Here is a 13784-nt window from a genome sequence, read left to right on the forward strand (position 1 = left end):
CTGGCTGACTTGGCGCCGCTTGAGATTGTTGTCGGATTACGCTCCGCTAATCCGACCTACCGGTACTGAAAACGGGGTCAGATGAAAGCGTTCATCTGACCCTGCAATTCACTTACGGGCGGTGTAATCCTGGTAGGACTTTTCTTCGACGAAACGTGACCCCAGGGCCAGATTGATCTCTTTCTTGATGGCGGCACGCTTGTCATTGGTGACGTAAACGGCACGGGCCAGCTCAATAAATCTCGCGCCAAAGTCCTGGGCGGCTTCCTGGTCACGAATGTCGTCTTCAATCACCCACAGCTCTTCGTTGACCGCTTTCAACTGCTTGCGAAGATCAGCGATTTCAGCGGCCTTGTCCTTCACCGCCTCGTCCCAGGTGGCACTCAGTTCGTCCAGCTCAAGCCGGACATTCTTGACCTTCGCTTCATCCTTGATGCGCTCGGACTTGATTTCGAGAATGGTGATCTTGTCCAGCACCTCGCCAAAAGATACCGGTACCTTGATAACGTCTGCCATTTGCTCGTCCCGCCAGTAAACAGGGTGTGTTAAACAACAAAGCCGCCGGGCTGAAACAGCAAACGGCGGCCTGCGACTATTCTGGAATCAGCCTTTAACGTGCGTCAGCCAACCGCTGTGCTCAGCCAGCTTGCCCTTGACTGCATCAAAGTACATAGCCTGAAGCTTCTCGGTCACCGGTCCACGCTTGCCGGCACCGATCACACGGCCATCCAGTTCGCGGATCGGCAGCACCTCGGCCGCTGTGCCTGTGAAGAAGGCTTCATCGGCGATGTACACCTCATCGCGGGTAATCCGGCGCTCCTTGATCGGAATGTTGAGCTCACGCGCAAAATCCATGATCGTGGCACGGGTAATACCCTCCAGGCAGGAGGTGAGCTCAGGCGTATGCAGAACACCATCACGCATGATGAAGATATTTTCTCCGGAGCCTTCTGCAACGTAACCTTCGTTGTCCAGCAGCAGGGCTTCCTCGGCACCACCGGAAATGGCCTCGTTCAGAGCCAGCATCGAGTTGATGTAGTTGCCGTTCGCCTTGGCCTTGCACATGGTGATATTGACGTGGTGGCGCGTGTAGGAGGACGTGCGCACCTTGATCCCCATTTCCTTCGCTTCCGGCGACATGTAGGAAGGCCAGCTCCAGGCCGCAACCATTACGTGCACCTTGAGGTTATCAGCCCTGAGCCCCATACCCTCGGAACCAAGAAACGCCATTGGGCGCAGGTAGGCTTCGTCAAGATTGTTTTCCCGTACCGCTGCACGCTGGGCCTCGTTGATCTCGTCCTTGCTGAACGGCATTTTCATGTTCAGGATGTGGGCGGAACGGAAAAGACGATCCGTGTGCTCTTTCAGGCGGAAAATCGCCGGGCCATTCGCGGTGTTATAGGCCCGCACACCTTCAAAACAGCCCAGGCCGTAATGCAGGGTGTGAGTCAGGACGTGGGTCTTGGCATCCCGCCAGGGAACCATTTCACCATCCATCCAGATAACGCCATCGCGATCAGCCATCGACATTCTTCATTGCTCCTAAAAAGCGTTTTTCGGGGGAACCGGCATTCTAGCAGGAAAATCTGCCGGAATTGAATTTGCCTCAGGCCTCAATCATCACTTTTTTCCACAGAGCGCGGGTGTAATCACGCTCTTCCCTGAAGGCATCACCCTCCACCTGACTGTTGAGGTTCTGGAGCGCCCGTCGGTGGATCGTGGAGCGAAGGGCGATGAAGGTTTCCCTGAGCTTTTCGGCATCTTCCACCGCCATCACGCCGGCGCGCCCCAGCTCCTCCATCTGGCGAATATTATCGGACCACTGGGTAAGCTCCGGGTGCTCGGCAGACCAGGCCAGCATCAGGTACTGGACCATAAACTCGATATCGACGATGCCCCCGGTATCATGCTTGATGTGGAACACCTCAGCCTGCCGGCTTTCCGGCGTGGCCAGGCTGGCGCGCATCTTCTCCCGCATTTCGACCACCTCGTTCCGGAGTTTTTCACGGTCACGGGGCTGACAGAGTATGTCGTGGCGTATGGATTCAAAGGCTTCAAGGGTCTCCGTGCACCCACCGACGCCCCGGGCACGGGCCAGCGCCTGATGCTCCCAGGTCCAGGCGTCTTCGCGCTGATATTTCTCGAACGCCTGCAGAGTACTGACCAGCAGCCCGGAGTTACCGGACGGCCGCAGGCGCATATCGACCTCGTAGAGCTGCCCCGAGGGCGTCTGGGTGTTGAGGATGTGGACGATCCTTTGCCCGAGCCGCGTGTAGAAAACCGCATTGTCGATGGGCTTTTCACCGTCGGTGGCCAGCTCAGGATCAGCTTTGTGCACAAACACCAGATCAAGATCGGAGGTATAGCCCAGTTCGATCCCGCCCAGCTTGCCATAGCCAATGATTGCAAAGTCAGTTTCACAGGCGGAGCCATCTTCCCGGCGCGGATACCCGTGGCGGCTGACCAGGTTGGCGAAGGCTACGTCCACCACATGATCCAGAACAACCTCGGCGATCCAGGTCAGGTAGTCACTGACCTTCATCAACGGCAACGTGCCTTTCAGTTCGGAGGCCGCCACACGAAGGATGTGGGCTTTCTTGAAATGCCGCAATGACTCCATCTGATCTTCCAGGTCTTCAAACGGAATCCGCAGCATCTGCTGGCGCAAATCATCCTGCAATTCTGCTTTCGCAGGCGGACTGTAAAGACTCTCGGCGTTCAAAAGCTCATCCAGCAGGAGCGGCGTTTCCGCCAGCTGCCGGGCAATCCAGGGGCTCTCACTGCACAACCGGACCAACTGGGTACAGGCGCCCGGGTTTTCCAGCAGCAACACCATGTAAGCCGTGCGCCGCAGTATGGCTTCTACCAGCTGCAACACCCTGGACAGGGTCTCGGATGGGTTATCAACCTGGGTGAGCGCCTCCAGTAGCATGGGCATGAACTGATTGAGGCGCCTTCGCCCCTGGGTCTGTAGATTCTGAACAGTCCTGTTTTCACGGAGTTCAGCCAACTCCGCCAACGTACCGCCGGGATCTTCATAGCCGCGAGACTTCAGCCAATCGGCGGCGGCAGCCTCTTCCATTTCGGAAAGCCAGAGTTCGAACCATTCTTCTTCAAGGGCACCCTGCCCCTCATCCTCGTCGTCTTCCGTGGTGATGATATTGGCAAAATGGGTGGCAACGCGCTCCCGGTGTTCTCTGAGGCTCTGTTCACAGGCCTGCCAGTTCTCGAAATCCATGATTGTTGCTACCCGTGCCCGGGAGAGCTCATCTTCCGGCAGCAACTGGGTTTGCTTGTCTTCCATACCCTGGAGCGCATGCTCCAGGTTTCTCAGAAACACATAGGCGTCGCGAAGCTCTCGGACCACCGGCGACGGCAACAGCTCGAGCTCTTCCAGCTCTTTCAGGATGACCAGCAGCTCACGCTGCTGAAGCTCTCTGTCCCGGCCACCGCGAATAAGCTGGAATGCCTGAACGACAAACTCGATCTCGCGGATACCACCGCTACCCAGCTTGATATTGTTTTCGAGCCCCTTTCGGCGCACCTCCCGGCCAATCATGGCCTTCATGCTGCGCAGGGATTCGAAAGCGCTGAAATCAATATACTTGCGGTACACGAAGGGGCGCAGCGTTTCCATAAGCACCTTGCCTGCCCTTTGATCCCCAGCCACCACCCGGGCCTTAACCATGGCGTAGCGCTCCCAATCCCGGCCCTGGTCCTGATAGTAGGTCTCCAAAGCGGCAAAGCTGAGCGCCAGCGCACCACTCTGGCCATAGGGCCGGAGACGCATGTCCACCCGGAACACGAATCCGTCTGCCGTAATCTGGTCCAGCGCCTGAATCAACCTCTGGCCAAGGCGGACGAAGAACTGCTGATTGTCCAGCGAGCGCCGCCCGCCAACGGTTTCCCCCTTGCTCGGGAAGGCAAAGATAAGATCAATGTCCGAAGAGACGTTCAGCTCCCGACCGCCCAGCTTCCCCATGCCCAGGACCACCATTTTCTGGTCGGTTTCATGGCCGGTTACCGGATCAGCACCGCGAGGCGTGCCGTATTGCTCGCAGGCGTCCTGGTATAGCCAGCTGAGGGCTCCATCAATACAGATGTCGGCAAATGCACTCGTCGCCGCCATGGTCTCAGCCAGGTCCGCCCATCGCATCAGATCCCGCCATATAATCCGGAACTGGGCCTCCATCCGGAATTGCCTGAGGGCCGAATGCAAGCCAGGCTCGCCATCAACCTCAGAGAGATACTCCTGCCAACGGCTTTCCAGATAGCCCGGGGTGGTTGGCTCCGAGAGCGAGCGAGAGGCCATCAATGCCTCTACCTGACCGGCATGGCGTTCCAGAGTCTGACGAAGGAACAGGCTGCGGGAGATCGCCGTAGCCACCACGGTGTCATCCATACCCTCCGATAAGGTCAACCAGGCCGGAACCCCTTCCGGGAACACCGACTCCCAGCACCCGGCAACATCATCCGCCAGCGGTTTCGGAAGGCTGTGCCATGGTTCGGACATAATGCAAACCCCTGTCTCTCTGTTATATTTCCGGTACTGTATAACGAACTTACCCGCAACTGAACAGGCCGCCGACACGGATGCAAAGAAACCGCCGCCCACTGAATCCGGAGCATCAGGAAACCCACCTACCGATGGGCGGCCTGATTCGAAGCCGGATGAAGCGCCTGTTCGCGATACTGGGCGTGCTGCTGTCGGTCCAGGTCCTGATCATCTGGGCGGTCGAAGACCTATCATTGTTCGAGGCCGCGTGGCTGACGATGACCACACTTGTGACCGTTGGCTACGGCGATTACGCGCCCCAGACCATGATCGGACGGTTCAGCACGATCGTGCTGATGTTTATTTCTTCAATTACCTTGCTGACACTGATCGTCAGCGACTATATCGAGTACCGGTTCTACCGCCGGGAACGCATTTTGTCAGGAAGGTGGATCTATAAAATGAATGACCACATCATCATCATTAACACCCCTCAACATGGCGGCGACCAGTACTTCATGAGATTCGCCTCCCAGATTCGGGCGATTCCGGGCTACGAGACCATTCCCATCATGATCCTGACTCGCCAGTTCCCGATGGGTCTGCCCACCGAACTTTCCGACATCGGAGTCGTGCACTACCACGGTGCAGGCTTTGATCCTGAAGCGCTGAAAGCCGTTCACGCCGGCAGTGCGCGGCATATCATCGTGCTTGCAGCCGACGAAGCCGATCCCTATTCCGATAGCCTGACCTTTGACATTGCCCATCGATTGACGGAACTGAATCTCGGCAATCACACCATTGTTGAATGCGTTAACGACCAGAACCGGGGACGATTCAAGGCGCTCGGCGTGCGCACAACCATCCGTCCGGTCCGAACTTACCCCGAAATAATGGTGCGCTCGGTTGTAGCGCCCGGCTCAGAGAAAGTGCTGGAAGATCTGTTCAACTACGAACATGACCATCCCCATCGGTATGACCTGACGCTGGACGACCTCAACTGGGCCGACATAGTGAGCGCCCTGGTCAGACATGGCATAGGGACGGCGCTCGCTTACATTGACAACGACAATGAAGTCATCTGCCACCCGCCAACCAACGAGGAAATTGAAGGTAAGGGATTGATCGTGCTGGTCAAATCCGCAGAAACGCCAGAGGTCTCTGTGGTGGAGGAAGCGTTGGAGCGGTACAGGGCTTTCCTGAAGCAGTGGCGCGCTCATGCCGCTGCCCGGGAAACCGGCGAAGCAGAGGAGCCGGCAAAGAACAACTCAACCAGCTAGAGGCCGCCTGACTTTGCGACCCAATCGTTAGTGCTCGGTAGTGGCCAGCCGCAATTGGAGAGCGCCGAGCTCCGTCGAGCCTGCGGCGAGCTGACGGACAGAGCCCCCCTCTGCCAGCTGTCCAATCACATGCTCCCAGGTCGCGTCGCACCCCGCGCCACCGGCTGCTTCCGCTACAGGCGACAAATCATACTGGTCGACAGGAAACGGCCTATCCAGCAGCCAGCAGGTTCCCAATGCTTTGAGAAAGGCTGTGACTGTCAGAGGATCATTGCCACTGGGCAACTCAGGGCGATAAAGACCAGCAAGAAAATAGCCCTGCTCGGCCTTGCTCACGAGGTTCAGGAAAACCGGCACTTCCCGGGCCAGCTCGAGTGCCCACGCCACCAGCCTTGAGCCGTCTCCTTTCTTTAACTCAAACTCCACTTCGTGCAGCGGCCAGCTCGCTTCATTGGCGGCAACAGTTCCGGAATCGACGGCCACCTCAATCAAAGTCTTGCCATCTTCCAGCCACAGCTCCTGGCGCTGAAAGTTGGTCTCGAATGCCACTTGAAGACTGCTTAGATCCAGCTCGGACTTCAGCGGGGTCTCTTTCAATAATGACAAATCCAGCCCCGGACCGGAAACCGGCCACTCCCATTCTTCTCGACGGTGAGCGCCATCAACGAACTCGCCACGGGTTTTCAGGGTCTGGATGTAATCATTGCCGGCTTTACGGACCCTCAGGGCAGCTCTGGCCTGATTAAGATCGGCGTTGGGGGTGTCGAAATAGCGATTGACCAGGGATTTGGTCTTTCCGGGTTGCACTTCAGGGCGAGCTGACAGCCATTTCACTGCTAGCGACTGTGCCTCATCCGAAACACTGAGTTTGATTTCCAGTTCGGTAGCCATATCAACGCCCTGTTTTTCGGGATTCAAAAACGCAAAAACCGGCGACCCAAGGGTCGCCGGTTTTCATACTACAGGATTAGCCGGTTGGCTGATCAGAAGTAGTAAACGCCACCAACAGAAGCGATGGAGCGCTCGCTTTCATCAGCAACGCCGTATACGCCGTCGTCACCGCCACCCAGGTAGCCTTCGAAGTACACATACATGTGGTCAGACAGGTTGTGCAGAGCCTGGAAAGTTACAGTGGAAGTCTCGGTGTCGCTGGCATCATCAGCAACGTTCATCTCGTAAGAGAGAGCGAACTGGTTAGCACCCATGCTGTAGTAGCCGATTACGCCGTAGGTGTCTGAAGCGTCCTTGGTGGTGTGGTACTCACCAGTCACACGCAGATCGCCCATGTCGTAGCTGGCGCGCAGACCGTAGGTGTTTTCGTTGCTGGCAGAACCGCCACCGTCGTTAGAGTCCATAGCAAAGGCCAGTTCCAGAGCGTCCATCTCATAGACGGCCGCCAGCTGGTACGGGTAAGACTTTTTGCCGCCCTTGTCAGGCAGAGTCTGATCGTCGCCGTCGCCGTTAATCTGAACAGCACCCATCAGGGTCAGACCGCCGAAACTCGGGCTCATGTATTGAATCAGGTCGCCTTCACCGGTGGTGTAGTCTGCGCCGATGTTCAGGGTCGCAACTTCGTAGTACTGTGAGATTTCGTCAACAGCACGCTCGTAAGTGGAGTCGTCAGAACCCACCCAGATTTGACCGAAGCTGTCGCCCTTAACACCGATGTAAGCCTCATCCACGTCTTCCAGACCGCTTTCACGATCCTTGTCGTCAGCTGCGAGGCCTTCGAGTTCAAGTTTGAAGAAACCAGTGATGCCAGAAGCAATTTCATGCTCATGCTTGACACCAAGGGTAGAACCGTTGTCAGCGTGCTCAACAACAGAATCACCGCCCTTCACGCTGTCATGATACAGAACGTATTGGATGTTACCGTAAACGGTCGGCATGGAGTCCATCTTGGCTGCCAGCTCGGAAGCAGACATCGTTTCTTGGGCAAAGGTTGCGCCAGAGAAGGTAGCGGCTGCAATAGCAGATGCGATGAGCGTTTTTTTCATGTTGCGTCTTCCTTTTTGAGTTAACTCAGGTTTTAGCGACGGGTTCTTATCCCGATTTTGTAAGGCTTCACCAGTCAGGCTGGATGAGGCCGATTCTGCATTACCTCCGTGTCAGTTTGATGACAGAGAAGTAACTTTTCTTCTTTTTCGAATAAATCCGGAGAATTCCAGACCTATACAGCTCAAACACTTACAGAACATTCTTAAAGTTCTGAATGATGAAACTGTTTTAATACAATAATTCTCATTTTGCAAATTAACTGCGGTGCATTTTTAGCTCTTTTGGCAGCAGAAAAGCAAGTATTTATGCCAATTCGCACTCATGAGCTGCGTTACAGTTGCGTTTCAAATCCGAGGCCAGATTCACATTAACGCTTTATAAACAGAACGTTAGAATATCCGCGATCAAACCTGAAAAAGACTTCCACCCTAATTCTGCACCATAAAAGGCCCGCATGGCGGCCTTCGCACAATACTAGTGCAAGTACTTACGCATTCTTTTTTCTGCTCTCAAGCAAGAACGTGACAGGGCCGTCATTGATCAGACCAACCTTCATGTCCGCGCCAAATCTGCCCTCACTCACCTTGTCCGGCCCTAACTGTGATCGCGCGTCTGTCAGAAACGATTGGTACAGCTTGATCGCAAGATCCGGTTCAGCAGCAAGCGAAAAGCCCGGCCTGGTCCCGGACGACGTATCTGCCGCCAACGTAAACTGTGGAACAACAAGGATGGAACCACCGATATCCAGCAAGCTGCGATTCATTCGGCCTGCGTCATCGGGAAACACACGGTAAGTGAGGATTTTTCGGCAGAGTTCCCTTGCCTCGCGCTCTCCATCTTCCTTTTCAACACCCAGCAATAACAGAACGCCTGGGCCAATCGAGGCTATCTGTTCACCGTCCACGGCAACACTGGCTTGCAATACTCGCTGGATCAATCCTTTCATCAACTGCCTTGGGGACGATTGAACAGGCAAACATTAAGATCGGGCAAGAGTGTATCCATGGCGGTTACCGGCCGCAACCCCGAAAACGGGATTCAACCGGCACTTTTACCAGTTTTCGCCACAACCGACTCAACACCTCGAATCAGAGCATCGACGATGGCGGGCTCGGAAGCCGAGTGACCCGCATCCCGAATGATCTGGAACTCTGCTTCAGGCCAGGCCTTACTGAGCGCCAGGGCATTATCCAACGGGCAGACCATATCGTACCGTCCGTGAATAATAATCCCCGGGATATCCGCCAGGCGGCCTGCATCGCGAATGATCTGGTCCGGCTCGAGAAAGGCGGAATTCATGAAATAGTGGCATTCAATGCGGGCCAGGGCGATGGCAACATGAGGATGGCCAAAGTGCTCAACCACCCTGGGGTTCGGGTGCAGCGTCGCACACCTGCCCTCCCAGACCGACCAGGCCTTGGCCGCCTGGATCTGCTCCAGCTCGTTGGAACTGGTCAGTTTGCGATAATAGGCCGAAACCATGTTAGCTCGCTCGGCTTCCGGGATCTGCGCCTCGAAGTCAGACCAGTAATCCGGAAACACCCGGCTCGCCCCTTCCTGATAAAACCAGTGAATATCCCGGGGCCGACAGAGAAAAATACCCCGAAGAACCAGTCCCGACACCCTTTCCGGATGAGCCTGGGCGTAAACGAGACTCAGAGTCGATCCCCAACTGCCGCCGAACAGAAGCCACTTGTCGATACCGAGAAACGAACGCACCACTTCCATGTCTTCAACCAGCTTGTCCGTGCTGTTGCCTTCGAGCTCCGCCAGGGGGCTGGACCGTCCGGCGCCGCGCTGATCCATCAGAATGATCCGGAACCTCTCGGAGTCGAAAAAGCGCCGATGGTAATCTTCACAACCGCCACCCGGACCGCCGTGAACCACCAGAACAGGTATCCCGTCCGGGTTCCCGCTTTCCTCAACGTAGAGTTCATGGGGAGGATCAACGGCTATGCGATGCTGGGCATTGGGTTTGATTTCCGGGTATAGAGTGAGCATTGACCGCTCCGTTCAGAGGATTTAACCGGAGTTTAGCTTAAGCCCATAAAAAAAGGGCCAGATGATTCATTCATCCGACCCTTTCTCATTAGACGAAACAACAATCAGAAAATTACTTCTTGTTGGCTCGCTTGCGCTCGTTTTCGGTCAGGAGCTTCTTGCGCAGTCTGATGGACTTCGGTGTCACCTCCACCAGCTCGTCGTCATCAATAAACTCGAGCGCCTGCTCAAGGGTGAACTTGATCGGCGGCACGAGACCAATGACTTCATCCTTGCCAGAGGCGCGCATGTTGTCGAGCTTTTTGGCCTTGGTGGGGTTGACCACCAGGTCGTTGTCCCGGCTGTGAATACCACACAACTGCCCTTCATAGATTTCCTGCCCCGGATCCAGGAACAGCTTGCCACGGCTCTGTAGGGTTTCCAGAGAGTAGGTAAAAGCGGTACCCGTAGCCATGGACACAATGACACCGTTCTGGCGACTGGTTACATCGCCGACTTTGATCGGGCCGTAGTGGCTGAAAGTCGAAGTCAGAATGCCAGTGCCTGAAGTCATGGTAAGGAAGGTGTTCCGGAAACCAATCAGGCCCCGGGCTGGAATGGTATAGTCCAAACGCATCCGGCCCTTGCCATCCGGAACCATGTTGGTCAGGTCGCCTTTACGCAGCCCCATTTGCTCCATGACGGCGCCCTGATGCTGCTCCTCGATATCAACAATGACGTTCTCGTAAGGCTCCTGCTTCACGCCGTCAACTTCGCGGATAACAACTTCCGGACGGCCAACCGCCAGCTCGAAGTTCTCGCGACGCATGTTTTCAATCAGTACAGACAGATGTAACTCGCCACGGCCGGATACCTTGAACTTGTCCGCGGAGTCGCCCTCTTCAACACGCAACGCCACATTGTGGAGCAACTCCTTTTCAAGGCGCTCCTTGATGTTTCGACTGGTGACGTACTTGCCTTCCTTGCCGGCAAAGGGCGAATCGTTGACCTGGAAGGTCATGGACACGGTCGGCTCATCCACCGTCAGTGCCGGCAGCGCCTCAACGTTGGCCTGGTCACAGAGGGTGTCGGAGATGAACAGCTCGTCCATGCCGCTGACACAGACAATATCGCCAGCCTGGGCTTCGTCGACTTCCACACGCTGCAGACCGGAGTGCCCCATAATTTTGAGGATACGACCGTTACGCTTCTTGCCGTTAGCGCCGATGGCGGTCACGGGCGAATTGGTCTTCACCTTGCCGCGCATGATGCGGCCAATGCCAATGACACCCAGGAAGCTGTTGTAGTCCAACTGGGAGATCTGCATCTGGAACGGGCCGTCCGGATCGACATTCGGAGCTGGCACGTGATCAACAATCGCCTGGAACACGGCATCCATGTTTTCATCCAGGTTTTCATGATCCATCCCGGCAATGCCGTTCAGAGCACTGGCGTACACGATCGGGAAATCAAGCTGCTCGTCGGTGGCGCCCAGGTTGTCAAACAGATCGAACACCTGATCCACAACCCAGTCCGGCCGGGCGCCGGGACGATCGATCTTGTTTACCACCACGATCGGACGAAGGCCAGCAGCAAACGCCTTCTGGGTCACGAAACGGGTCTGTGGCATCGGGCCATCAATGGAATCAACTACCAGCAGCACGCAATCAACCATGCTCATAACACGCTCGACCTCACCACCGAAATCAGCGTGGCCCGGGGTGTCGACAATATTGATATCGTAGTCGTTCCATTTCAGGGCCGTGTTCTTGGCCAGAATGGTGATGCCACGCTCTTTTTCCTGATCATTGGAGTCCATGACCCGCTCGCTATCGAGCTCCTTCCTATCCAGGGTGCCGGATTGGCGCAAAAGCTGGTCTACGAGGGTGGTCTTACCATGGTCAACGTGGGCGATGATGGCGATATTACGAAGTTTTTCAATCACAAAAATATTCCTGCGGCATGCACTCAATGACCTGAGAAGGTCGTTCGCAGGGAAAATCCCAGCACATGCCGTCTCAAATCCGTAAAATGAACTCATTCACCGGAGCTGGCTGCCCGGCACCCTGCATGGTGCTTTCCGATCCGTGATCAGGAAATGACAGGGTAAAAAATGAAGCGGCGCGCAGTATAGCGAAAAGTCTGTGTCGTTAATATGAAGAAAAACGCCTATTCTATATTCTGAGCGCACGCACCCTATCGGGGCAAAAACCGAATAAACGCACCAACAAGGTGCACCATTTAAGTGCAGGATTTCGCCGCAGAGCGAGCATTTTCCTTCCAATGTGCCCCAAACCCTTGCAGTTGCGCCGTTCTGGAGCATGCCCTAAAAATTGGCAAGCGCCTTGCTTTATCGAAATCAGCCGAAATTTACAGGTAAGACGCAACAGCATTTGCTAAGCTGCGCGAACCTGAGAAACAGATCGGAACCCGTTATCCCGGGCGATCCGGCACCACGAACATGAATACAGCCGCCTGTGCGGTATAACTTACGGAGCATGCACAATGTCCAAGACAGTTGATTTGATCAAAGAACACGAAGTCAAATGGGTTGACCTGCGCTTCACTGACAGCCGCGGTAAAGAGCAGCACGTAACACTGCCTGCCACCGAAGTAGATGAAGACTTTTTCGCAGACGGCAAAATGTTTGACGGCTCCTCCATCGCTGGCTGGAAAGGCATCAACGAATCCGACATGATCCTGATGCCGGACGACGAGACTTCCGTTCTCGATCCGTTCACCGAAGAAACCACCGTGAACATCACCTGCAACATCGTAGAGCCTTCTACCATGCAGGGTTACGAGCGTGATCCGCGCTCCGTTGCCCGCCGCGCAGAGGAATACCTCAAGTCCACCGGCATCGCAGACGGCGCCCTGTTCGGCCCGGAGCCGGAATTCTTCGTGTTTGACTCCGTAAAGTGGAACGTAGACATGCAGGGCGCGATGTACCACATCCACTCTGAAGAAGCTGCCTGGGTATCCGGCGAAGATTTCGACCGCAACAACATCGGTCACCGCCCGGGCGTAAAAGGCGGTTACTTCCCGGTGCCCCCGGTTGACAGCCTGCACGACCTGCGTGGCGCCATGTGTGCCGCCATGGAATCCATGGGCCTGGACATCGAAGTACACCACCACGAAGTCGGCACCGCCGGCCAGTGTGAAATCGGTGTTGGCGCCAACACGCTGACCAAGAAGGCTGACGAAGTTCAGATCTTGAAGTACTGCGTGCACAACGTTGCGCATGCCTATGGCAAGACTGCCACCTTCATGCCCAAGCCTGTTGTCGGTGACAACGGCTCCGGTATGCACGTTCACATGTCCCTGAGCAAAGACGGCAAGAACCTGTTTGCCGGTGACAGCTACGCTGGCCTGAGTGAAGCCGCCCTGTACTACATCGGTGGTGTTATCAAGCACGCCAAGGCCATCAACGCCTTCACCAACAGCTCCACCAACTCATACAAGCGTCTGGTTCCGGGCTTCGAAGCGCCGGTTATGCTGGCCTACTCTGCCCGCAACCGTTCTGCTTCTATCCGTATCCCGTACGTGAACAGCCCGAAGGCGCGTCGTATCGAAGTTCGCTTCCCTGACCCGTCTGCCAACCCGTACCTGGCCTTCGCAGCACTGATGATGGCCGGCCTGGACGGCATCCAGAACAAGATCCACCCTGGCGATGCCATGGACAAGGATCTGTATGACCTGCCGAAGGAAGAGGCCCTGAGCATCCCGACAGTTGCCGAGACTCTGTCTGAAGCTCTGGACTGCCTGGAAGCAGATCACGAGTTCCTGACCCGTGGCGGCGTGTTCACCGAAGACATGATCGCAGGCTACGTTGGCCTGAAGCGTGGTGAAGTCGAGAAACTGAACATGACGACCCACCCGATCGAGTTCGATCTGTACTACTCCTGCTAATAACCTCTTCCCAGAGGAACCAGCAGACAAGGCCCCGCCTCCGTGCGGGGCTTTTTTGTGAGCGAAAGCACAGTGCCTGCAGCCCTTAACGATATGTAACCAACATCCGGGCGACAAGCGTT

General features: G+C 55.8%; 10 protein-coding genes. 2 read left to right on the top strand and 8 right to left on the bottom strand.

Translation table 11 applies throughout. The features are described from left to right. Window positions 1–108: 108 nt before the first annotated feature. The 3 genes from ACWJ62_RS18765 to glnE all read right to left on the bottom strand — a co-directional run bounded on the left by ACWJ62_RS18765 (window position 109) and on the right by glnE (window position 4513). A complete protein-coding gene (locus ACWJ62_RS18765; protein ID WP_449287563.1) occupies window positions 109–516 on the bottom strand; it encodes a DUF6165 family protein in 408 nt (135 codons plus the stop codon). Window positions 517–603: 87 nt separating this feature from the next. Beyond that, entirely contained in the window at window positions 604–1530 is a 927-nt protein-coding gene (locus ACWJ62_RS18770; RefSeq protein WP_008170880.1) for a branched-chain amino acid transaminase, read from the bottom strand. A 76-nt stretch (window positions 1531–1606) separates the two neighbouring features. Further along, on the bottom strand, window positions 1607–4513 hold the full coding sequence (gene glnE / locus ACWJ62_RS18775; RefSeq protein WP_449287564.1) for a bifunctional [glutamate--ammonia ligase]-adenylyl-L-tyrosine phosphorylase/[glutamate--ammonia-ligase] adenylyltransferase: 2907 nt from the start codon (window positions 4511–4513) through the stop codon (window positions 1607–1609). 80 nt (window positions 4514–4593) lie between these two features. On the opposite strand from glnE, the gene ACWJ62_RS18780 reads away from it, so the two are divergent. Beyond that, window positions 4594–5775 carry an ion channel gene (locus ACWJ62_RS18780; RefSeq protein WP_449287565.1) on the top strand — a complete coding sequence of 394 codons (1182 nt, stop codon included), beginning with the start codon at window positions 4594–4596 and terminating at the stop codon, window positions 5773–5775. 27 nt (window positions 5776–5802) lie between these two features. Here ACWJ62_RS18780 and ACWJ62_RS18785 read toward each other — a convergent pair whose 3' ends face one another. From ACWJ62_RS18785 to typA, 5 genes are all read right to left on the bottom strand, one after another. Further along, window positions 5803–6666: a CYTH domain-containing protein gene (locus tag ACWJ62_RS18785; RefSeq protein WP_449287566.1), complete on the bottom strand. Its 864-nt coding sequence runs from the start codon at window positions 6664–6666 to the stop codon at window positions 5803–5805. 92 nt (window positions 6667–6758) lie between these two features. Next, the gene (locus ACWJ62_RS18790; RefSeq protein WP_449287567.1) at window positions 6759–7772 is read right to left on the bottom strand and encodes a porin; all 1014 of its coding nucleotides are present in this window, start codon (window positions 7770–7772) and stop codon (window positions 6759–6761) included. A 488-nt stretch (window positions 7773–8260) separates the two neighbouring features. After that, complete coding sequence (dtd, locus tag ACWJ62_RS18795) at window positions 8261–8719, bottom strand: D-aminoacyl-tRNA deacylase (RefSeq protein WP_449287568.1); 459 nt, start codon at window positions 8717–8719, stop codon at window positions 8261–8263. 92 nt (window positions 8720–8811) lie between these two features. Then, window positions 8812–9774 carry a prolyl aminopeptidase gene (pip, locus tag ACWJ62_RS18800; protein WP_449287569.1) on the bottom strand — a complete coding sequence of 321 codons (963 nt, stop codon included), beginning with the start codon at window positions 9772–9774 and terminating at the stop codon, window positions 8812–8814. A 112-nt stretch (window positions 9775–9886) separates the two neighbouring features. After that, a complete protein-coding gene (gene typA / locus ACWJ62_RS18805) occupies window positions 9887–11698 on the bottom strand; it encodes a translational GTPase TypA (RefSeq protein ID WP_449287570.1) in 1812 nt (603 codons plus the stop codon). Window positions 11699–12258: 560 nt separating this feature from the next. Between typA and glnA the strand changes: the two genes are divergently transcribed. After that, complete coding sequence (gene glnA / locus ACWJ62_RS18810; RefSeq protein WP_014575989.1) at window positions 12259–13662, top strand: glutamate--ammonia ligase; 1404 nt, start codon at window positions 12259–12261, stop codon at window positions 13660–13662. Window positions 13663–13784 lie beyond the last annotated feature (122 nt).

The organism is Marinobacter sp. PE14, assembly GCF_053566155.1.

Coding starts and splice junctions, on each gene's coding strand:
- dtd (WP_449287568.1), bottom strand. CDS start 8,719: ATGAAAGGATTGATCCAGCGAGTATTGCAAGCCAGTGTTGCCGTGGAC.
- ACWJ62_RS18785 (WP_449287566.1), bottom strand. CDS start 6,666: ATGGCTACCGAACTGGAAATCAAACTCAGTGTTTCGGATGAGGCACAG.
- ACWJ62_RS18770 (WP_008170880.1), bottom strand. CDS start 1,530: ATGTCGATGGCTGATCGCGATGGCGTTATCTGGATGGATGGTGAAATG.
- ACWJ62_RS18765 (WP_449287563.1), bottom strand. CDS start 516: ATGGCAGACGTTATCAAGGTACCGGTATCTTTTGGCGAGGTGCTGGAC.
- ACWJ62_RS18790 (WP_449287567.1), bottom strand. CDS start 7,772: ATGAAAAAAACGCTCATCGCATCTGCTATTGCAGCCGCTACCTTCTCT.
- glnA (WP_014575989.1), top strand. CDS start 12,259: ATGTCCAAGACAGTTGATTTGATCAAAGAACACGAAGTCAAATGGGTT.
- pip (WP_449287569.1), bottom strand. CDS start 9,774: ATGCTCACTCTATACCCGGAAATCAAACCCAATGCCCAGCATCGCATA.
- glnE (WP_449287564.1), bottom strand. CDS start 4,513: ATGTCCGAACCATGGCACAGCCTTCCGAAACCGCTGGCGGATGATGTT.
- ACWJ62_RS18780 (WP_449287565.1), top strand. CDS start 4,594: ATGCAAAGAAACCGCCGCCCACTGAATCCGGAGCATCAGGAAACCCAC.